This window comes from Aequorivita vladivostokensis, from assembly GCF_000952855.1.
GTDB lineage: Bacteria > Bacteroidota > Bacteroidia > Flavobacteriales > Flavobacteriaceae > Aequorivita > Aequorivita vladivostokensis.
Genome location: NZ_JSVU01000008.1, coordinates 70,294 through 91,269, shown reverse-complemented (window position 1 = coordinate 91,269; position 20,976 = coordinate 70,294). Strand labels below are relative to the sequence as shown.

The 20,976-nt window shown below is 42.2% G+C and carries 18 protein-coding genes; 6 read left to right on the top strand and 12 right to left on the bottom strand.

The features are described from left to right. Window positions 1-14: 14 nt before the first annotated feature. From egtB to MB09_RS12220, 4 genes are all read right to left on the bottom strand, one after another. Window positions 15-1,178 carry an ergothioneine biosynthesis protein EgtB gene (egtB, locus tag MB09_RS12235; protein WP_045081204.1) on the bottom strand — a complete coding sequence of 388 codons (1,164 nt, stop codon included), beginning with the start codon at window positions 1,176-1,178 and terminating at the stop codon, window positions 15-17. Between the two features lie 101 nt (window positions 1,179-1,279). Next, a complete protein-coding gene (locus tag MB09_RS12230) occupies window positions 1,280-1,783 on the bottom strand; it encodes an energy transducer TonB (protein ID WP_052671380.1) in 504 nt (167 codons plus the stop codon). 1 nt (window position 1,784) lies between these two features. Beyond that, window positions 1,785-2,219, bottom strand: coding sequence for an energy transducer TonB (locus MB09_RS12225; protein WP_045081203.1), 435 nt, complete (start codon window positions 2,217-2,219; stop codon window positions 1,785-1,787). Window positions 2,220-2,239: 20 nt separating this feature from the next. Further along, window positions 2,240-3,064, bottom strand: a complete 825-nt coding sequence (locus tag MB09_RS12220; protein ID WP_045081202.1) for a thymidylate synthase — start codon at window positions 3,062-3,064, stop codon at window positions 2,240-2,242. Window positions 3,065-3,207: 143 nt separating this feature from the next. On the opposite strand from MB09_RS12220, the gene MB09_RS12215 reads away from it, so the two are divergent. Next, window positions 3,208-3,573 (top strand): hypothetical protein, encoded by a 366-nt coding sequence (locus MB09_RS12215; protein ID WP_045081201.1) that lies wholly within the window; start codon window positions 3,208-3,210, stop codon window positions 3,571-3,573. Here the strand turns inward: MB09_RS12215 and MB09_RS12210 are convergent. From MB09_RS12210 to MB09_RS12195, 4 genes are all read right to left on the bottom strand, one after another. After that, window positions 3,570-5,279 (bottom strand): NupC/NupG family nucleoside CNT transporter, encoded by a 1,710-nt coding sequence (locus tag MB09_RS12210; protein WP_045081200.1) that lies wholly within the window; start codon window positions 5,277-5,279, stop codon window positions 3,570-3,572. The two genes, MB09_RS12215 and MB09_RS12210, sit on opposite strands and share 4 nt — an antisense overlap. 97 nt (window positions 5,280-5,376) lie before the next feature. Beyond that, window positions 5,377-6,000, bottom strand: a complete 624-nt coding sequence (locus tag MB09_RS12205; RefSeq protein WP_045081286.1) for a bifunctional nuclease family protein — start codon at window positions 5,998-6,000, stop codon at window positions 5,377-5,379. 165 nt (window positions 6,001-6,165) lie between these two features. Further along, window positions 6,166-7,134 carry an electron transfer flavoprotein subunit alpha/FixB family protein gene (locus MB09_RS12200; RefSeq protein WP_045081199.1) on the bottom strand — a complete coding sequence of 323 codons (969 nt, stop codon included), beginning with the start codon at window positions 7,132-7,134 and terminating at the stop codon, window positions 6,166-6,168. 129 nt (window positions 7,135-7,263) lie between these two features. Next, window positions 7,264-8,004 (bottom strand): electron transfer flavoprotein subunit beta/FixA family protein, encoded by a 741-nt coding sequence (locus MB09_RS12195; protein ID WP_045081198.1) that lies wholly within the window; start codon window positions 8,002-8,004, stop codon window positions 7,264-7,266. 313 nt (window positions 8,005-8,317) lie between these two features. On the opposite strand from MB09_RS12195, the gene MB09_RS12190 reads away from it, so the two are divergent. From MB09_RS12190 to MB09_RS12180, 3 genes are all read left to right on the top strand, one after another. Further along, window positions 8,318-9,298 carry a pyruvate dehydrogenase complex E1 component subunit beta gene (locus MB09_RS12190; RefSeq protein WP_045081285.1) on the top strand — a complete coding sequence of 327 codons (981 nt, stop codon included), beginning with the start codon at window positions 8,318-8,320 and terminating at the stop codon, window positions 9,296-9,298. Window positions 9,299-9,468: 170 nt separating this feature from the next. Then, window positions 9,469-11,961 carry a DUF5686 and carboxypeptidase-like regulatory domain-containing protein gene (locus MB09_RS12185; RefSeq protein WP_045081197.1) on the top strand — a complete coding sequence of 831 codons (2,493 nt, stop codon included), beginning with the start codon at window positions 9,469-9,471 and terminating at the stop codon, window positions 11,959-11,961. 227 nt (window positions 11,962-12,188) lie between these two features. Continuing rightward, window positions 12,189-12,935, top strand: coding sequence for a hypothetical protein (locus MB09_RS12180; protein WP_045081196.1), 747 nt, complete (start codon window positions 12,189-12,191; stop codon window positions 12,933-12,935). Window positions 12,936-13,309: 374 nt separating this feature from the next. Here MB09_RS12180 and MB09_RS16595 read toward each other — a convergent pair whose 3' ends face one another. The 4 genes from MB09_RS16595 to MB09_RS15585 are packed head-to-tail and all read right to left on the bottom strand — an operon-like array spanning window position 13,310 to window position 18,938. Next, the gene (locus MB09_RS16595) at window positions 13,310-16,405 is read right to left on the bottom strand and encodes a choice-of-anchor B family protein (RefSeq protein ID WP_084709113.1); all 3,096 of its coding nucleotides are present in this window, start codon (window positions 16,403-16,405) and stop codon (window positions 13,310-13,312) included. Window positions 16,406-16,441: 36 nt separating this feature from the next. Then, window positions 16,442-17,263: a hypothetical protein gene (locus MB09_RS12170; protein ID WP_045081195.1), complete on the bottom strand. Its 822-nt coding sequence runs from the start codon at window positions 17,261-17,263 to the stop codon at window positions 16,442-16,444. 16 nt (window positions 17,264-17,279) lie between these two features. Then, entirely contained in the window at window positions 17,280-18,131 is an 852-nt protein-coding gene (locus tag MB09_RS12165) for a hypothetical protein (protein WP_045081194.1), read from the bottom strand. Between the two features lie 12 nt (window positions 18,132-18,143). After that, window positions 18,144-18,938 carry a hypothetical protein gene (locus tag MB09_RS15585; protein ID WP_052671378.1) on the bottom strand — a complete coding sequence of 265 codons (795 nt, stop codon included), beginning with the start codon at window positions 18,936-18,938 and terminating at the stop codon, window positions 18,144-18,146. Between the two features lie 218 nt (window positions 18,939-19,156). On the opposite strand from MB09_RS15585, the gene MB09_RS12155 reads away from it, so the two are divergent. Together MB09_RS12155 and MB09_RS12150 are read left to right on the top strand one after the other, a co-directional pair. Then, window positions 19,157-20,080 carry a 1-aminocyclopropane-1-carboxylate deaminase/D-cysteine desulfhydrase gene (locus MB09_RS12155; protein WP_084709111.1) on the top strand — a complete coding sequence of 308 codons (924 nt, stop codon included), beginning with the start codon at window positions 19,157-19,159 and terminating at the stop codon, window positions 20,078-20,080. Between the two features lies 1 nt (window position 20,081). Then, on the top strand, window positions 20,082-20,918 hold the full coding sequence (locus MB09_RS12150) for a glucosaminidase domain-containing protein (RefSeq protein ID WP_045081193.1): 837 nt from the start codon (window positions 20,082-20,084) through the stop codon (window positions 20,916-20,918). The last annotated feature ends 58 nt before the right edge of the window (window positions 20,919-20,976 follow it).

Sequence of the window (20,976 nt, the reverse complement as noted above, 5' to 3'; positions counted from 1 at the left end):
GTGGGTAGTCGTTTTTATTGTGCCAACCTTAATCCCGTGAATTGCCACCGCAGATTGGTCTGGAAAAAATTTCTATAAGTTGGTCGCGTATGTTTATTGGGAGTTGCAACGGAACCACCACGCAACACTTTTTGGTTTACCATAAATTTCCCGTTGTATTCGCCGATGGCGCCGGGGGCTTTTTTATAGCCGGGATAGGGTAGGTAGGCGCTTTCAGTCCATTCCCAACGGCTGCCCCATTCAAAGTTTTGTTGGGCAGCTTCCCATTCAAATTCTGTGGGCAGGCGGCATTCTTTCCATTGGGCAAAGGCGAATGCCTCAAAATAGGAAATGTGCGAAAGCGGTGCGTCAGCATCTATTTTTTGAAGGCCCTGTAAAGTATATTGGTGCCATTCCCCGTCAATATTGTGCCAGTACATTGGGGCTTCAATCTGGTTTTGTTTTACCCAGTCCAGACCCTCAGCGTGCCATAGGTTAAAATCTTTGTAGCCTCCGGCATTTATAAATTCCAGATATTCGGCATTGGTAACAAGCTTCTTTGAAATTTTATAATCGTGCAGATATACTTTGTGCCTTCCCAATTCATTGTCATAGCAGAATTCGTCAAGATTTTTATGACCTATTTCATAAATGCCTTCGTCCATTTCAATCCATTCCCGCTGAAATTTCTGGTGTGGATTTTCCGAAAATGAATCGTTGTATTTCGGTAATAACGGGTTATTTCCCAGAATGTATTTTATATCTGTAATAAGAAGTTCCTGATGCTGTTTTTCGTGATGGATTCCTATTAAAAGGATTTCCTCAATCCCTGCGGAAATTTCCCCTGAAAGAAAATCCTTCATTTCATTGGTAACATAATGTCTGTAATCGTAAACCTTTGCCACGCCGGGCCGCGAGAGGTTGCCGCGGTCATTTCTGATTACGCGTTTGCCCACATTTTCATAATAACTGTTGAAAACAAAGGCGAAATCTTCATGAAAGAGCTTGTAATTTGGTTTGTGCGGTTTCAGAATAAACTCTTCGAAAAACCAGGAGGTATGGCCCAAATGCCATTTGGGAGGAGAAACGTCAACAATGGGCTGTACCACGTAATCCTCAATTTCCAGCGGTTTGCAAATATCTTCTGTATGTTGGCGGGTTTCGAGAAAGAACGAAACCAGTGTATCTGTAGCAATCATAAAAAAAGTGTCGCAATTTTTTTTGACGACACTTTAAATATAAATATTAAAATTGTTGAAGACTATTCAACCTACGTTAAACAGTTGTTAAACTAGCTTTTTCAATTCTTTGTTTTCCTCTTTTTATCTTCCCTTTTAGGAGGTTCAACTTTAAAAATTATAGGAAGTGAATACAGCACGCCCACTGCTTCTCCTCTTTGTTTTCCCGGCTGCATTTGGGGAAGGTTGCTCACAACGCGAACGGCTTCATTTTCAATCTCGGGATGTTCCGCACGGGCGCGAACGTCAACCACCTTGCCTTCTTTATTTATTTTGAATTGAACCGAAGTTCTATATAGCTTGGGAGGTAAATTTAAGGCTTCAACTTTCTTCATATTGAAATGAAGGTTCACAAATTCGGAAATTTTGGTAGACATGCACTGTTTCAATTCCTGATTTCCGTTGCCTTCACATCCTGGATATACAGGAACATTTTCAATCACGGCATAAGGTACATCGGCCTTAGTCATTTCAGATTTTGAAACTTCGGTTACCGTTTCTTCCTGCGCGGATAAAAAAGAAGAAATGAACATTAAAACTAGAGAAAAAACTATTTTTTTCAGCATCTTATTTCCCGGTTTTAAAGGTAAAAGGAACCGTAAATTTTATGGGCCGCGGTTTGCCTCCCATCATTCCGGGTTTTGCCATTTTCGGGATTGCCATAATATTTCGTTTGGCTTCTTCCTGCAATTCTTTGGTGCCTCCGGTAACATTTTTTACCTCAACCAATCCTTGTTCATTGATAATGAACTCTACAATTACTCTTCCCTGCTCATTTTTCTTGTAGGCTTCCGGCGGATATTTAAAATTTTGGGCAATGTGGGTAGCCAGTTTATTGTTGAAACAATTGTCGCGCTCAGCCGCACTTCCCTTTTCACATCCGGGCCAGATAGGGGCAATCTCCTTAAGGGTTACCTTATTTTTTTGAACGTCGCCCCATTCTTGTTGGGCGAAAACTGAAGTTGAGAAAAGTATGCAGAAGGCAATAAATAGGTTTTTCATTTTGAGGAATTAAGTTTAGTTTAAATGGCAACAGCGCCTTTTATGTGCGGATGCGGATTGTAGTCCACAAGCGTAAAGTCATCAAAAGTGAAGCCAAATATATCTTTTACTTCTGGATTGAGCAACATTTTTGGCAACGGGCGTGGCTGGCGCGATAGCTGGAGTTCCACCTGTTCAAAATGGTTGCTGTAAATATGGGCATCGCCAAAGGTGTGGACAAAATCACCGGCTTGGTAGCCGCAAACCTGCGCCATCATCATCGTCAATAGGGCATAGGAAGCAATATTAAAAGGCACGCCCAGAAAGATATCGGCACTGCGCTGGTAGAGTTGGCAAGATAATTTTCCGTCGGCAACATAAAATTGGAAAAAGGCATGGCAGGGTGGAAGCGCCGCTTTGCCATTGGCCACGTTTTCGGCAAATGGTTTTGAGGTATCGGGCAATACGCTGGGATTCCAGGCGCTAACCAGCATTCGGCGGCTGTCCGGATTGGTTTTTAGGGTTTTTATTATTTCTGAAATCTGATCGATTTCCTCGCTGTTCCAGTTTCGCCATTGGTGACCGTAAACGGGGCCAAGGTCGCCATTTTCATCGGCCCATTCGTTCCAGATGCGTACCCCATTTTCCTGCAAATATTTCACATTTGTATCGCCATTTAAAAACCACAAGAGTTCATAAATAATTGATTTCAGGTGTAGTTTTTTAGTGGTGACCATGGGGAAGCCTTCACTTAAATCAAACCGCATTTGGTAGCCAAAAACGCTCTTGGTGCCGGTGCCGGTGCGGTCTTGCTTTACGCTGCCGTTTTCCATTACGTGCTTTAGAAGGTCGTGGTATTGTTTCATTTCAAAAAAAATAAATTATCGGTCTAAAATACTAATAGGGAAGGGGATGCTCAAATTATTTGCGAAATGCTTTTAAATAAGTTATCAACGATTTTAAAATTATGTTAAAATTTTATTTAATTTTATTTCGAAATCCTTGACCAATGGAAAAACAGTACGAGTTATCAACGGGTATATTGGAGTGCTATCCTTTGTACGCGGTCTTTCACTTTAATTCAGATTTCTATGACCTGGAGGAGGCTGAGGAACTTACCAAAATTATAGATTCCCATTATCGGGGTAGAAAATGTGTGGTAATCTCCAACCGGGAAATGGCCAAAACGGTTAATCCTATAGTTTATGAAAAGGCAAGTTCCAAATCGGTGGTGGGGATTGCGATAGTTTCCAACAATGAGGACGTAAAGTTTGAGGCTATGGAAGAACAAGGCCTTTTTAAGGGAGCCTTTAGTTACTTTAAAAGTATTGACGAAGCTGCCGATTGGGCAGAGACCGTGATAGGAGCCTATTAGCCAATTATCATTCCTGCGATGGTTGCGGAAATTAACGAAGCGATCGTCCCGCCAATCAAGGCTTTCATTCCAAATTTTGAAAGGGTTTTTCGCTGTCCGGGCGCTAGGGAGCCAATTCCTCCAATTTGAATACCGATAGAAGCGAAATTTGCAAATCCACAAAGCATGTAGGTTGCCATAATGATGCTCTTTTCATAATTAAGATGAAGCTCATTGGTAACGTTTTTCAGTTCTGCCAGCTGGATGTAGCCCACAAATTCACTGGCCGCTAGTTTAATTCCCAATAATTGGCCCATCATTAACATATCTTCCTTGGCAACACCTATAAGCCACATAAGCGGAGCGAAAATAGTTCCGAGAATTGCCTCAAGTGAAAGGCTTTGATAGGCGGAGTTTGCAGCCACCCATTCATTAACTGAAGTTACTTCGCCCACCCAGCCCAATATTCCGTTGAGCATGGCGATGAACGCCACAAAAACCAGCAACATGGCGCCTACGTTTACCGCAAGCCGCAGGCCTTCAGTAGTTCCATTTGCGATTGCGTCCAAAAAGTTGGATCCAATTTTTTCTGAGGAAACTTTCACATCGGTATTGATGGGTTCGGTCTGGGGGTACAAAATTTTTGAAATGACGATAGCGCCCGGGGCTGCCATTACCGAGGCGGCCAAAAGGTGCTTGGCAAAGGTCAACCGAAGTTCGGGGTCGTCGCCGCCCAAAAAGCCGATATAGGCAGCGAGTACCGCACCCGCAACAGTAGCCATGCCGCCTATCATCACAAGCAGCATTTCGCTCTTGTTCATTTTTTCCAAATAGGCCTTAATGAGAAGTGGCGCTTCCGTTTGGCCCAAAAAGATATTTCCCGCCACGCTAAGGCTTTCTGCACCGGAAATATTCAAAAGTTTCGTGAGCAGCCAGCCCATTCCTTTTACGACTACTTGAATGATTCCGAAGTAAAAAAGTACCGAGGTAAGGGCGGAGAAAAAGATAATGGTGGGTAAAACCTGAAAGGCAAAGATGAAACCGAAGGAGTTTATATCCAGCATTCCGCCAAAGAGAAATTCGCTTCCCGCCTTGGTATAGTCCAGCACGTTTACGAACAATTGTCCCACACCTTCAAAGCCACTTTTTATAAAATCTACTTTTAAAACCCCAATGGCGATCAACAATTGGAAGGCTAGGCCAATACCTACGGTTTTCCAATTAATGGCCCTGCGATTTGAACTGAAGAGGAAGGCGATAATCAAAAGCGAAACCATACCCAAGACCCCGCGCCATAGGCTTTGAAAGGAAAATCCTTGACTGGGAATTATTTCTGAAGTTTTTGCAACCGTCTCCAGAGCAGAAACGTTTTGAAGGCCGGGCGTTTTTAACTGATACTTATAATTGTTTTCCGAAAGGGTGAGGCTGCTGTCGGTAACCTGTTCTACCCGAAATCTTCTAATGCTGTCCGCGGGCTTATTGAAAAAAAGAACCAGCAAATTATTCTGGAACATATAATCGCCCTTGGAAACAAGACTGTCGCTAGCCACTTGATATTCAAACAAGCCGTTATCGAGTTTCAGGAAATCTTTTTCGGGATTGATGTTTAGAAGAGAGAGGCCGTTCTCGTCCTTTACTTCTGAAAATTGCCACGTTTTTTCAATGCTTTGCGCGAAGGTGTTTCCGAAGAAAAATAGCACAATGGCTACGAGTGTGAATTTTTGCATATTCTTTTTAAACTCCGACCCTTTGACACTTTGACTGCGCTCGGTGCAGGCTCGCCCAGGGGACTATATTTTAAATTTTAAAAATCGATAAATGAATCTATTCTCTTTTTGAAATCTCATCGCGGATACTTGCCGCCTTCTCGTAATTTTCGCTTTTTACGGCGTCCTCCAACATTTTGTTCAGTTCACTCAGGCTAAATTTTGTGTAATCTTGGCCCGTAGGCTTGACTGATTCCTTGTCTTCCCCTAAAATCAAATTTTCAATAACAGCTTCTTCTTTTTTTGAAAGCGATTTTTTGGAGGCAGATGTTTTCAGATAAATCCCTGCCTTGTCCAAAATATTTTTATAGGTAAAAATAGGTGCCTTAAACCGAAGTGCCAAGGCAATGGCATCGCTAGTACGGGCGTCGATAATTTCTTCAATCTTGTCGCGTTCGCAAATGATGCTGGAGTAAAAAACGCCGTCCACTAATTTGTGGATAATTATCTGCTTGATGACAATTTCAAAACGATCAGCGAAATTCTTAAAAAGGTCGTGTGTAAGGGGTCGTGGAGGGGTTATGTCTTTTTCCAGGGCGATGGCAATGGACTGAGCTTCAAAAGCGCCGATGACGATAGGGAGTTTCCGTTCGCCATCCACCTCATTCAAAATAAGGGCATAGGCGCCATTTTGCGTTTGGCTGTAGGATATTCCTTTTATGGTCAGTTTTACTAAACTCATTATCGAGGTTTCAAATTCCCGCCCTGCGACGGACTTAGGGTGACAGGTTTCAAGTTTTTTGGCAACGAGATTGTCATTAAAGTATAAAAATAAGAAAAAGCTGTTTAAATAGAGGGTGTTTCCTAGATTTAAACAGCCTTTTTCGGGGCACAAATTAATAAAAAATTATGCGTTCTGCGCTTTAAATTCCTTTAATTTTTCGGTGAGTTTCGGTACTATTTCAAAAGCATCGCCCACTATGCCGTAGTCTGCGGCCTTAAAGAAAGGAGCCTCAGGATCGTTGTTGATAACTACTTTAACTTTTGAAGCGTTGATACCTGCCAAATGCTGGATGGCACCGGAAATACCAATGGCGATGTATAGATTTGACGCTACGGGTTTACCCGTTTGCCCAACGTGCTCGCTATGCGGTCTCCAGCCCATGTCGCTCACAGGTTTGGAGCAAGCGGTGGCCGCGCCCAATGTTTTGGCAAGGTCTTCAATCATTCCCCAGTTTTCTGGACCCTTGAGGCCACGGCCGCCGGAAACCACTATTTCGGCATCGGCGATGGTTACTTTGTCGGTTGCTTTATCTACGGAAACAATTTCCATATCAAAATCGTGGGCGTCGAGATTTGGTGAAAAAGCTTCTGTTGCAGCCGAAGTTTCGTCTTCTTTTAACCCGTATGAGTTTTTCCCCAGTCCAATAATTTTAATATCTGTTTTAATTTCGGTGGTGGCAAATGCTTTATTTGTGAAAACACTGTGCTTTACCTTAAACGGGGAAGTGCTTTCCGGCAGGGCCACTACATTGGGCACATAGCCTGCATTGAGGTTTACCGCCAACAAGGGGGCGAGGAATTTGTCGTTGGCACTGGTAGAGAGTACGATTACCTTGGCATCCTCTTTTTTGGCAGCCTGTGCAATGGCATCAGCATAGGCTTCGGCGTTGAATTTTTTTAATTTATCGTTGGAAACCTCCAGTACTTTTGAGGCGCCGTATTTGCCCAATTCGGAAGTATCATTTGCATTTACGGTAATAGCAGTAACGGAAGTTCCCATTTGGTCTGCGATACCCTTTGCATAAGAAACTGCTTCCAGGGCGATTTTCTTTATTTTTCCTTCTTCTGATTCGGTATAAACTATAATAGACATTAGATGTTAGATTTTAGACGTTAGACGTTAGCCTTTAAAATTCCAAATCGCAAAATCCAAATTCCAAAAATCAAAGTGGAATTGTTTCAAACTATTTTGTTTTTTGAGATTTGCGAAAAATAAGGCGTATTAAATTACTTTTGCTTCATTGTGGAGCAGGTTTACCAATTCATCTACGGTATCGACCAATTTTACGGCGCCTTTGGGAGCGGGTTTTTGGAATGATACTGTATTTGTTTCGGCATTTGCATCAACGGGTTCCTTTGCGTTCAGCGGTTTGGTGCGGGCCTGCATGATGCCGCGCATGTTCGGGATGCGAAGATCGCTTTCCTCAACCAAACCTTTCTGGCCGCCAATTACCAATGGCAGTGATGTTTTAAGGGTTTCCTTCCCCCCGTCAATTTCGCGGATTGCGGTGGCTTTGTCGCCTTCCACTTCAAGGCCGATACAGGTATTTACGAAGTTTGCGCCAATAAGTTTAGCGAGCATTCCCGGAACCATCCCGCCGTTGTAATCGATGGACTCCCGTCCCCCGATTATTAAATCGTAACTGCCTTCTTTTGCAACGTTCGCCAATTGTTTTGCGACCGAAAAACCATCGGTTGCTGCAGTGTTTACACGTATGGCTTCATCAGCGCCAATGGCCAAGGCCTTGCGAAGTGTAGGCTCGGTTTCGGCACCGCCCACGTTTACCACATGTACGGTAGCGCCTTGTTTTTCCTTAAACCACATAGCGCGTGTAAGGCCAAACTCGTCGTTTGGGTTGATTACGAATTGCACCCCGTTTGTATCAAACTTGGTATCGCCATCGGTAAAATTAATTTTGGAGGTGGTGTCCGGTACGTGACTTATACAGACTAATATTTTCATCTTTTAAATATATTTGATAAGTAGGAAGATGTAATGCCCCAATCTACATCTTCGCTCAATTTAGTATTGATACTGGGGGCATTTTATATTTGAAATTTTTTGGGTTGTAATTTCACAATAAAAAAACTGAAAATGTTTTAAATTGCTCGTGTGCGAAGTTACGGATAATTTTGACTTTTTTTGTTATGCGCGCATAATAAATTTTGGTTAAAAGTGAAGAATTACTACCTAAACAGATAGTAATTATAGTATTTTTGCTGTCCTTATTCCGATAGCTATCGGAGTTATGTTATTTACATTTCAATTTATACCAATGAAAACACTACAATTCAGAGAGGCAATAGCCGAGGCGATGAGCGAGGAAATGCGTCGCGACGAATCTATATATTTAATGGGGGAGGAAGTGGCCGAATACAATGGCGCATACAAAGCCAGTAAGGGAATGCTGGATGAATTTGGCCCAAAGCGGGTTATTGATACGCCAATTTCCGAAATGGGATTTTCAGGTATAGCCGTAGGATCTGCGATGAACGGTAACAGGCCGATCGTGGAGTTTATGACATTTAACTTTTCGTTGGTGGCGATTGACCAAATAATAAATAACGCTGCCAAAATGCGCCAGATGAGCGGCGGACAGTTTAATATCCCGATCGTTTTCCGTGGGCCAACGGCTTCTGCAGGTCAACTTGCCGCTACGCATAGCCAGGCGTTTGAAAGCTGGTATGCCAATTGTCCGGGTCTAAAAGTAGTGGTGCCAAGTAATCCTGCCGATGCAAAAGGATTGCTGAAAAGTGCCATCCGCGATGACGACCCCGTAATTTTTATGGAAAGCGAGCAAATGTATGGCGATAAGGATGAAGTGCCCGAAGGTGAATATTTAATCCCGATTGGGGTTGCGGATATAAAGCGAAAAGGGAGCGATGTAACCATTGTTTCATTCGGAAAAATTATAAAAGAAGCCTATAAGGCGGCAGAAGCGCTGGCCGAGGATGGTATCGAGTGTGAAATAATCGACTTGCGTACCGTACGTCCGTTGGATTACGAAGCAATTTTTGAATCGGTAAAGAAGACCAACCGCTTAGTGATTTTGGAAGAGGCGTGGCCTTTCGGCAACGTTTCCACCGAGATAACCTATCAGGTGCAAAAACACGTTTTTGATTATCTGGACGCTCCGATTGTAAAGATAAATACTGCCGATACTCCCGCGCCCTACTCCCCTGTTTTACTGGAGGAATGGTTGCCGAATAGCGAGGATGTAATAAAAGCCGTAAAAAAAGTACTCTATAAAGAATAGTATTCAGTAGTCAGTCCCAGTATTCAGTCTACAACTTCGCGTCTTTGCGCCTTTGCGTGAAAATAAAGTTGCTCGCCAAGCCGCAAAGCCGCAAAGCGCTGAAAACCATGTAAACAGAGAAAAATATAATAACAGGAAAAATTCCGATTAAATAGAAGTATTTGAACTCCATGAAGCTATTTCCTTTTTTGCTATTTTTCTTGATTACTTCTTCAATTTTTTCCCAAACCAAGGTAAGCGGTGTTATTAAAGACCCAACGGGCTATCCTGTGGCCTTTGCCAATGTTATTTTTAAGGATTCGCAGGAAGGTACTATTTCTGACGAAAATGGACGCTTTTATTTGGAAAGCAACAAGACCTACAAGTCGGTAATATTTTCATTCATTGGCTACACCACTGAAGAAATAGAACTTAGCTCACGAAGTACCTATAATATGGAGGTGGTAATGGAGGAGAGCGCGGATGCCCTGGATGAGGTGGTGGTTTACACCGGGAAAACTTCAAAAAAGAACAATCCTGCCCTCGACATACTTCGGAAAATTTGGGAAAACCGAAGGGAGAATGGGGTAAAAAAATTCAAGCAGTATCAGTATGATAAATATGAAAAGCTGGAGTTTGATCTAAATACCATAGACAGTGCCCTGATTAAAAGCAGGATTTTTAAAGGGATGGAATTCATTTTTGACCAGACCGATACTTCAAAGGTTACAGGAAATACATACTTGCCTATTTTTATCAATGAGGCCGCTTCCAAAGTGTATGGCGACAATTTGCTTTCCGAAGAGAAGGAAGTGCTACAGGGAAATAAAAACTCAGGTTTTGAGAATAACCAAACGCTTATTGCTTTTGTAAAGGATCTTTACAGCGAATATGACGTTTACGACAACTACCTCAAATTTTTTGACAAAGCCTTTACCAGTCCGCTATCGCGTACGGGCATAGATGTATATAATTATGTATTGCGCGACAGTGCATACCGTGATAACAAATGGTGCTATAATATAGTTTATTATCCCCGCCGAAAAAACGAACTTACATTTAAAGGCGATTTTTGGGTAAATGATACCACCTGGGCCATTAAGGAGATAAATCTGCAAGCATCCAAGAGTGCCAACCTAAACTGGGTGCGGGATGTATATATTGAACAGGAGTTTGACGTGTTGAACGATTCCATCTTTCTAATTACGCGAGATTATTTTATGAGTGATTTCAGTTTTAGGAAAAAGGAGGAGGCCAAGGGGATTTATGGGAAACGTACCACGCTATATGACAATTATGTTTTCAACATTCCAAAAGACAAGAAGTTTTACGCCGAGCAGGTAGATCCATATAATTATGAGGTGTACAATCGTCCGGATGAGTTTTGGGACGAGAACCGCATGGAAAAGCTGAGCAAGGATGAGAAGGGAGTTTATAAAATGCTGGATACCTTAAAGACAGTCAGGCGCTTTAAGGCGCTTTACAATGTGGGCGCTACCCTGGCCAGCGGTTATTACGAAATAGACAATTTTGACGTGGGGCCGGTATTTTCAATTTTTGGTTTCAATGAGGCCGAGGGCCTGCGTATCCGTTTAGGGGGAAGGACCTATTTCGGGCAGAACGACCCTTGGCGACTGGAAGGTTTTGGGGCCTATGGATTTAAGGACAATCGCTTTAAATACGGGATTTCAGGAAAGTGGCTGTTAGACAGAAAATCGAGACTTACGGTATTTGGTGGCAACCGTCGGGATGTAGAACAAACGGGTGCCAGTCTTACCAATAGTAACGATGTTTTGGGCCGAAGTCTCGCCTCCTCGTCGTTGCTATCAGTGGGGTCTAATGACAGGCTATCGCGGATAAACCTGAGCACGATAGGTTTTGATATTGAACCGTGGAAGAATTTCATCTTACGTCTTACGGGTTCGTATCGCACCCTGAAATCTGCCACGGACACTTTCAGCATAGATTATAAAGTTATGGAAGACGGTGTTTTTACAGGGGAAGTGAAAAGTGAGCTAAAGCAGGCCGAAATACAGTTGGGGTTTCTATACGCTCCGGGCAGGAAAACTTCTGGGTACGGGGTGGAACGCACGATCATCAATGATGGGGATTTTCCTTCTTTCTATGCAGGATATAGTTATGGTCTGAAAGACGTAATGGGCGGCGATTTTGAATATAAAAAGTTACAGGCCCTTTACACCCAACCTTGGAATATTGGAGGGGTGGGACGCTTGCTCTCTACGGTAGAGGTGGGTACTACCATTGGAGCCGTACCATTGAGTTTGTTGAATCCAATTCCGGGCAACCAAACGTATTTTAGTTTGTATAATACCTTTACACAATTGGATTATTATGAATTTGTGAGCGATACCTATGCATCGCTGCACCTACAGCACAATTTTGGGGGAAGGATATTTTCAAGAATACCATTGCTACGGAAGTTGGACCTGCGGGAGGTAGTGGGATTTAGGGCGGTGTATGGAACCATTTCGCAGGAGAATATAGATTTAAACGCTTCAAATATAGTTTACCGGGCGCCCGAAGAAATTTATTGGGAATGGAGTGTGGGCGTGGGCAACATCTTCCGGGTCTTTAGATTGGACTTCAATTTCCGGGGTAACTATCTTGATAGTCCAAACGCCCGAGATTTTGGGGTTACTGGGGTGTTTGGGTTTAGTTTCTAATTTCTTTTGATCATTTCCCTTTCTAATTAGATGATACAGTTTTCTCGATATTTTAATGGTATCGAACTAAAGGAATTTACCTTTTTTCATAGATTTTGATACGCTATAGACACGCTATACATACGCTATAAAGATACTTTATATACACTATATATACGCTAAATATTTTATCATAATGTAAAATAGGCCTTTTTTCATATTATCTTAGATAAATTAAACTGAGGTATATGGCACGACAAACAGGTATTATTCGATTGAAAGGCACGATAGGGGATGTAAATTTTTATTCGACCTCCACGGGAGGAGATTTAGCCCGTAGTGCCGGGGGTGGATTTAATAGCATGGACAATAAAAATAAGCCCACTATGGTCCGTGTCCGAGAAAACGCAAATGAATTTGGCCATTGCAGTAAGGTTAAAAGGGTTTTTAAACTTTCGTTGGCGCCTTTTTTATGTATTCGAAAGGATGGGTCGCTGCACGGTCGTATGATGACTTTATTTACGAAGATAAAATCCTTGGACTGCAACAATACTAGAGGCAACAGAAAGGTCGACATGGGATTGGAAACCTCTTTTGGGATCCACCTTCTGCGCAGTTTTATGTTTACGCCCGCCTGCAATGTTATGGATGTCCTGGGCGCGTCCATTGATTATGATTTTCTGAGTAGAAGGTGTAGTATGACAAATTTTGATGTGAGAAATATAAGCTTTCCTGCCGGTGCTACGCATTTGGCACTTACCCTGGGGCTACTGCACTTTGATTTTGATACCTTAACCTACAAATTAAGAAGCAGTACTCCCGTTTATATTGACAAGATGCATAGTGCAACTTCTTTAGAGCTGAGTGTTGAGGATCCTGAGGTCGTTGGAATGCAGATAGCCGTATTGGGCCTGAAATTTTATCAGGAAGTGGACAGCACCTATTATCTTTTTAAGAGCGCGAATGCGGTGGGGGTTGAGGTTTTGGGGTTTTAGGGAAGTGAGGTGCTTGTATTGGGTTTTAGTTATCCCTTGCTTTAAATTCGAGGGCTGGACATTACTCATCTGAGCGGTCCTAGGTCTATTCCAATAAAAAAAGTCCCACCGAAGCGGGACTAAAGGTTTTTTACCTACGGCATATAGCCTTATGGCAAAAATAGAGAGGGGGGAACTGGAATATTTCAGTAGTCATGGACTGCACCCACAGACAGGAAAAACCCTGAAACCCATTACCCGGTATATGATTGAAAAGTATATATGCAATTAGGGATAATTCGTTTGACATCATAGATCGGTCAAAAAGATCTGTATAAAAAAAGACCGTCTTGGGACGGTCTTTTTTAGGTTAAGTGAATAATGATTGTGGGGATTTATTGTTTAATTATTTGTTTTGTAACGGCACCTTTTTCTGTGTCAATCTTAATCAAGTAAACTGCGTTTTGCAGATTGCTAAGGTCAACCTGGTAGTGGGTAGAAGTGGAAAGATCTATTTTCCGAAGGCTTCTTCCACTCAGGTCGAATATTTCAAGAATGTTCACCTTGGCATCGGGAGACACAATATTGAGAATATTGGTAGTAGGGTTTGGATATACCGATACATTATCAAGGCCAGCGGTTTCTTCCCCCAAAATATCGTTACTCTTAAACTGAAGCGTAAAGCGTTGATCAAAAGTGCCCTTCTCTGTTCTAAAAGTATAGTCTTGTTCTGAAAGGTTTGTTCGAATATTCAGGGCGTTATCTATTAAGAAAACCGTCGCGTTTTCCAGGCTCGCTCCCTCGAAATCCTTTATCGATATAGAGTATTCTAAGTATTCGTCCAAAAGGGAAGAGAAGCCCATAAGAACTTTTGCCCCGTCCTCAAAGGTTTCACGACTCTGTATGCCTAATTCTTCAGACCCATCTTCCAAGTGTGTATAGAGGGAGAGCACCGTGGCCAATCTTCTACTGTCATAGCCCAGATCCAGGCCGTTAGTGGCGTAAGGAGAGAAGGCTATCAGGGTGTTGTTGCCCATATTGTACTCTGTATTTTGCACACTTATCCAAATACGGTCCAGCCCGTCCTGGGTTGGTCTTGGGGCTGTGTTGTTATTTCCAATAACGCGCATGCTATTATTAAAGGTGGCCACGCCAGCGGCAGTTGCTTTGATCCCGAAACCCTGGCCAGTGGAGATGTAGCCGCTGGGAGGGGTCTGCGTGGGGTCTGAAGGCGCGTAGGTACCGCCCGAGAGGTTATACATAGAAATGTCCTCCATACTAAAATTCATTGAGTAGGCGCCGGGTAGGGATGAGCTTGGGGGAGTATTTGGATTCCAAAAGTAGACTTCGTTTACCATTGAATTGGCATTTATAAAATCCACGGCTCTAATAGCAGATGGATAGGGATTTGCCAAAACGTTTGGACTGCTATTTCTGCTACCATTGTATTTGACTGTAAAATTGATGTCGCCAGAATTTAGAGTGCCCTGCTCGAAGGTCATGTCATACGTTCTGTTGCCATCGTTACCGTTCAATTGTGGACGGGAGATATATCCGGTTCCGGGAACAATTGCCCCAGAGTAATTGGCCCAGTCATCACGATTATCGTCGGCAAAGTTTTCCGCTCCGGGAAATTGGTTTTGCACATCTGGATTGGGGACGAAATTTTCCGTTATATGGTTTAGGAACTGGTAGGAATTTGCAAAGGCGTTCTGTCGAGTTTCCAGGGTCATTGGACTTCCCATCACCAAAAACACGCGGGGAAGCATAAATGGGGTGGTGTAATTTACATTGATTACACCATTGTTGTTAACCACGGCGTTACTGGCCGTTTGAACTACGTTGCCCTGATGTTCAACAATTAGGTTACCATTTACGGTAATATTTTTGGTAACGTTGATATAGTCGTCTGCGGCCACGGTGAGCGTTTTATTGGCATCCACTTCACAGGTGCAGGCTTCTATGCTGCCTTTTGTAGCAGTATTGTAATTCTGACTTATACGGGCATTGGAACCGGGGCCCGGAATGCCATTATTCCAAGCGCCACTAATGTAGCGGGTGGTTGGGGCTACTACAGTAACGGTTGCTGTACAGGTGGATGTATTCCCATAATCGTCTTCTACGGTGAATTCAACGAGGTTGGGTCCTAGGTCGTTGCAAGTAAATATATTCTTACTAATTGTTTTTTTAACAATACCCTTATTATCGGTTGACCCGTTGTCTAACATATTAGCGGTAATTGTTACAGAGCCAGAGCTTGTTAATGTAGCGGTAATATTTTTACATAAAGCAATGGGATCTGTATTGTCATAGTTTGGATCTTTTAATAGAAAAAATCCTCGCGTATAATCACTTACCAATAGATTTCCACTCTCGAAATAAGGATAAATATTCCAAGCTCCGTGAAAATTAGCACTGTTGGCCGCCGGATATGTATCAAAGGAATTAATTTCAGTCATATTGCCATTTGCGATATCCGAAATTTTTATAATTCTAATACCAGCTTCATAATTAGCAAGATAAAATCGGTTTTTTCGGACGTAGCCGTTGTGATCGATTGCCGAAGTTGGACCATAGTAGGTAGATTTTAAGGTGGGGGCGTCTAGATCAGTAAAATCAAATATTAAAGTTCTGGTATTAAAACCCTCACTCATTTCATCGTGTTCATCCCCTAAAATAAAATATCGTTTATCCTCCGTAAACCATCCTTGGTGAGTATAACTAAAGTCGGCATAAGAAAGAGAAGAGATTTTAACAGGATTGTTTTTGTTGGTAATATCCAATATAACCACTTTTGTTTCGTTGCTTCCAATAAGAATTTCCCTTCCTTGGTAATCAGGATCGGGGCCGTTATATGTTATTACTTGGGCATCATGCGTATAGCCATCTCCTGAATATCCTCCCGCATTGGTAGGGTTTGAGGGATTCTGGATGTTAATAAAATGTGGTCCGCCACTAAAGATACTAGCCCCCACAATATAAGCATAGCCGGTGTTTTCATTTATGACAATATTGTGAGATTTTCCGAAGTCTCCATAATGTGCATCTACCGTAAAAGTGCGACTTGCGTTAGCGCCTAATCCTCTTAAACGGGTAAGATCAAAAACTTGCATACCGTGACCCGAAGCCTCGCTTACTATGAAGGCATGGTTGTTATAAGTTTTAATATCTCGCCACGCGCTGCTTGAATTGTTGTGAGATTTCAATTTCCCTAAGTTTTTTGGATTGGTTGGATTCGAGATGTCAATGAAGACAGTGCCATTATTCACCCCCATCAACGCATATTCCTTACCGGTTTGAGGATCTGTCCATCCCCAAGAATCATTTCCACTAGTGGCATTCATCGATGAAAGTGATATGAATGATTGGAGGTTTAGCCCATCACAGGGATAATTTGTTCCACCAATGTTAACAAATCCATTATTACAAGGAGTTTGAGCTATAATTAAAGCAGCGTTCATCAGAACAGTAAGAAATAGGATTTTTTTCATAATGAGATTATTAGTTGGATGGATTTAAGTTGGAGTTTATTCCAAAAAGGTAAATTCAACGGTACAGGGTTTATCGACTCCTACATACCCCATTCCGGGACCGGCTTGGGGATCGTCAAACTCCTCGCCTACGACCATATCAAATTCCAAAGTGAAGGGATAGGATACCCCGGCAGTTAGATTAAGATAAAGAGTAAGTTGGGTGTCATGCGGGAATTGTTCGTAGAAAGTGCCGTTATTCGTGGCGGCGTTATACATGGAATAGGAGTGGGAGTAGGTCAAATAATTGGTTCCATTAAAGTTAAACCGAAACAGACCTTCCTGCGTTGCCATCATAATTTTGTTTGAATCCACGGGAAGTTTAATTTTGCCTGCGCCCAGTTGTTGATTCACTTTGATCTTATAAGTGCCGCTGTAAATGGGGGTAAAACTATTATTTCCAGGAGCAAAATTATTTATATACACCCAATTTGAACTTGGTCCGTTATATTCTAGGCTTCCGAGTGCTATTCTTTGTTGTAATGGTGTTTGTTCATAAATTTTATAATCCTCTCGCATGTATTGAGGTATCCATCTTGTTCCCTCCCACACGTATATACCAGGCGAAACATCATTAATAGTGTTGGTGTTAAAAATAGCAGTCCCAGCTACCAAGTTTCCTCCATTTGGATTTACCACTGGAGCGGCCGTGCTCGTACTTGTTAAAGCAGCTTTAGGAAATACCAGACCCATGGATTTGTTGTTCTGTAAATCTAACATTCCTTTGGGTGACACGGTGCCAATACCTATTTGTGCACTGCCCCAGGACCAAGCAAGGAAAAATATTAAGTTTATTCCTATTTTTTTGATGCGTTTCATAAATAAATTTTTATTATTATTCCTTTAAGTATGTAAACTCTATGATACAGGGAATATCCTGACCCACATAACCCCTGCCATCACCATTTCCTCCACCGCTATTGCCATTGTTTACGTATCCTACCGTAAGATCGGTATCAGGGTCGGGAAATTGATCAAATTCCAATGAAAATGTATATACGGTACCCGCAACTAAATTCACATAAATGGTTTTATAGACTTGAGCAGAGATATTATTAAATTGAGTGCCTGCAGTTCCAATATGCTGATTGAATGTGGAATAGGATTTCGCGCGAATAATATAGGGTGAAGATGTGGAACCAGAAAACGTGAATCGAAAATTTCCTTCAAATAAGCCCACATTTACATCATCATTATCGATCATTGCGCCACCGCCATAATTTAATTTTAAATCAATTTTATATAGGCCCGTGTATTTAGCAAAAAAAGTTTTAGGATTAGTAATGGAAAATCCTGGAACTATCTGAAAGGATCCGCTGGATTTACTTCGCAAAACACCAGTTTGCTTAAAACCCTGCACTTGTCGTTTATAATAATGTCGTACCCATACACTACCATCCCATGAGTAAATGCCCGGCTCCACATCAAAAGATCCATTGTTGGTTGTATTTGTATTATATACCGTGGTTCCTACTTCCAAAGGATCTGTAGTTGGGTTTACCACGGGAGCTACTATATTAGTTGCGGTAAGCGCCACGCTAGGATACACAACCCCGTATTGGGTGCTTTCAATATCCAATGCGCCTTTGGGAGTGGTGGTGCCAATACCAATTTGCGCATTTGCAGAGCCGAGAGTCAGTAAAAGCAAAAAGAAGCTTTTATAAAATAAAAAGTAATATCTATCCATACTTTAAATCAATTAGTTTCCTATATAAGTAAATTCGACTGAACAGGGCACGTGGTCGGGAATGCCAATATATCCCAGACCATTACCAGAGTTTCCACTATTATCAAAACCCGGTGCGGGTGCCATATCGAAGGTTAAATTGAACGGATAAGGAGTGTTTGCATTCAGATTAATATATTCTATAATAAAAGTTTGTTGCCAAATGGCATAATATCGAGTTCCCATGAGGGTGCAATTTGTTTTTGCAGGGATTGTGATGGGGGGGGTGCCACTAATGGTAAAAACAAAATCGCCCATTTGTGCGGCTATGTCCATTTGCGGAGATGCATCGGCCACATACCCGCCACCAAAATTAACACTTACTTCCATTTTATATGGTCCACTGTATTTAGGGGTAAAAGTTTGGCTCATGCCTGGCACATTCTGGACTCCTCCATTTGATGCCGGTTGAAAAAAATTAGTTTGTTTATAAATTTGAGTTTGCTTTTTTGTGAATTTATTCTGCCACTCCGTACCTGTCCACACGTAGATGCCGGGAAATACAGCATTAGTGCCAGTAGTTGTGGCAGTATTGTAGATGACGGTGCCAGGAACAATACTGCCACCTTGTGGATTCAGAACTGGAGCGGCAACCGTTTTAGAAGTGAGGGCAATTCGTGGAAGAACAAGCCCTTGGTTATTTCCGTGTACGTCAAGAATGCCGTGGGGTGTGGTAGTATTTATCCCCACTTGAGCGTAGGAAAGGCTATGAGCCAAGAAAAGAGCGGTCGCAAAAGCCGACCACAGCGTAGGTGTTTTTATTTTCATGATTTGGGGTTGTTGAAAATATTGGTACAATAATATGACATAATTTCGATAAAGTGCAAATTTTTCAGGATAAAAGTTAAAAAATTTAAGAAATAACTTATTAATTATCAGTTGTTTCCTACTTATTTGTTTTTTTGGTAGGAATATTTTGAAGGAATTTTGTAAGAGATACAAGAACAGGATTAGTTATTGCTGTTCCAACCTGTATCTTTGACCATATGGATGCGCAATTAACTTTTGGGAATCCCTCCGTGGTCGAAATAGACTGCTCCCTTTTTGAGATTAGGGGATGTGAGCTATATGTAAAACGTGAAGATTTAATCCACCCGTATGTTTCGGGCAACAAATTCCGAAAACTGAAATACAACCTAGAAGTGGCCCGTGAGCAGGATCACAACACCCTATTAACCTTTGGGGGAGCTTTTTCAAACCATATTGCGGCAGTTGCGGCCGCGGGAAAGGAATTGCATTTTAAAACCATTGGGATTATCCGCGGGGAGGAACTGTCAGGTAAAATAGTCGATAACCCTACACTTTCCTTTGCCAGAGATTATGGAATGGAGCTGTGTTTTGTTTCCCGGGAGGATTATAGACAGAAGGAAGAGGAACAATTCATAAATAACTTACGACACCAATTTGGAAATTTTTACCTACTTCCCGAAGGTGGCACCAATGCTTTAGCCGTAAAAGGATGCGAGGAAATTTTAAGCGAAACGGATATTTCCTTTGACTATATCTGTGTTCCTGTGGGCACGGGGGGTACGATGGCCGGATTGGTGAAAGCTTCAAGTGAAAGCCAACAAGTTTTGGGGTTTTCGGCCTTAAAAGGAAGTTTTCAGACAGCTGAAATTGAAAAATACACTTCCAAAAGAAATTATAGTATTACGGATGCCTATTGTTTTGGCGGCTATGGAAAAATAGATATCGAATTGGTGCGTTTTATTAATGAGTTCAAAGAAAAAACGAATATCCCGCTGGACCCTATCTATACGGGAAAGATGATGTTCGGAATCATGGATCTGCTAAAAAAGGGGCATTTCAGGGAAAATAGCCGTATTTTTGCGATCCATACCGGAGGCTTGCAGGGCATTCGGGGAATGAACCAGAAATTGAAAAAGAAAAACCTTCCTATAATTGAATAACATGATTGGCAGAATTACGATCCTTCTTCTTGCAAGTATTCTTTGTTTTAGCAGTTGCAAATCAAAAAAAACTGCGACCAAATACCGTAAAAAACATAAAACCGAACGCGTGGTCAGGGTAAACCAGACTGTTGAGGAGAAAGACACAAAGGCCGAGGAACCCAAAGTGGTGGTAGTGCCCGTAAACATTCCCTACAGCGAGCGCGTGGCCAATTATATAAATGAGTATGCCGAAATTGCCAAGGAAGAAATGCTACAGTACGGAATTCCAGCAAGTATCACCTTGGCGCAGGGCATTTTGGAAAGCGGTGCCGGAGCGGGCGAACTTACGATGAAAGCCAACAATCACTTCGGGATTAAGTGCCATACGGGATGGGAGGGCGATCGCGTATATCACGACGATGACGAACGGGGCGAGTGTTTCAGAAAATACAACGACCCCAAATATTCCTATAGGGACCATTCCCTCTTTTTAACGCAGCGCAGCCGCTATCAGGATTTATTCAAACTAAGAAAAGATGACTATAAAGGGTGGGCAAAGGGCTTGCGAAAAGCGGGTTATGCCACGGATCCCAAATACCCCGACAAGCTTATAGGCATTATTGAAAGGTATAACCTCACCGCTTATGACGATGCCGTGCTGGGGAAAAGGGTCAGCAGCGTGGACCCGGACGAGTCCAAGATCGGTACATATTCAGTGCAGGCCGGAGATACGCTTTATAGCATTTCGCGACGGTTCAATCTTACGGTGGAAACCTTAAAAAAATACAATGGTTTAAAAAGCAATGATTTGTCCATTGGGCAGGTTTTGTATTTGCATCCGGTGAAGAATCAGTAGTTTTTGGAACTATGAGTTATTGTTTATGGGTTATGAGTTATGAGTTATGAGTTATGGG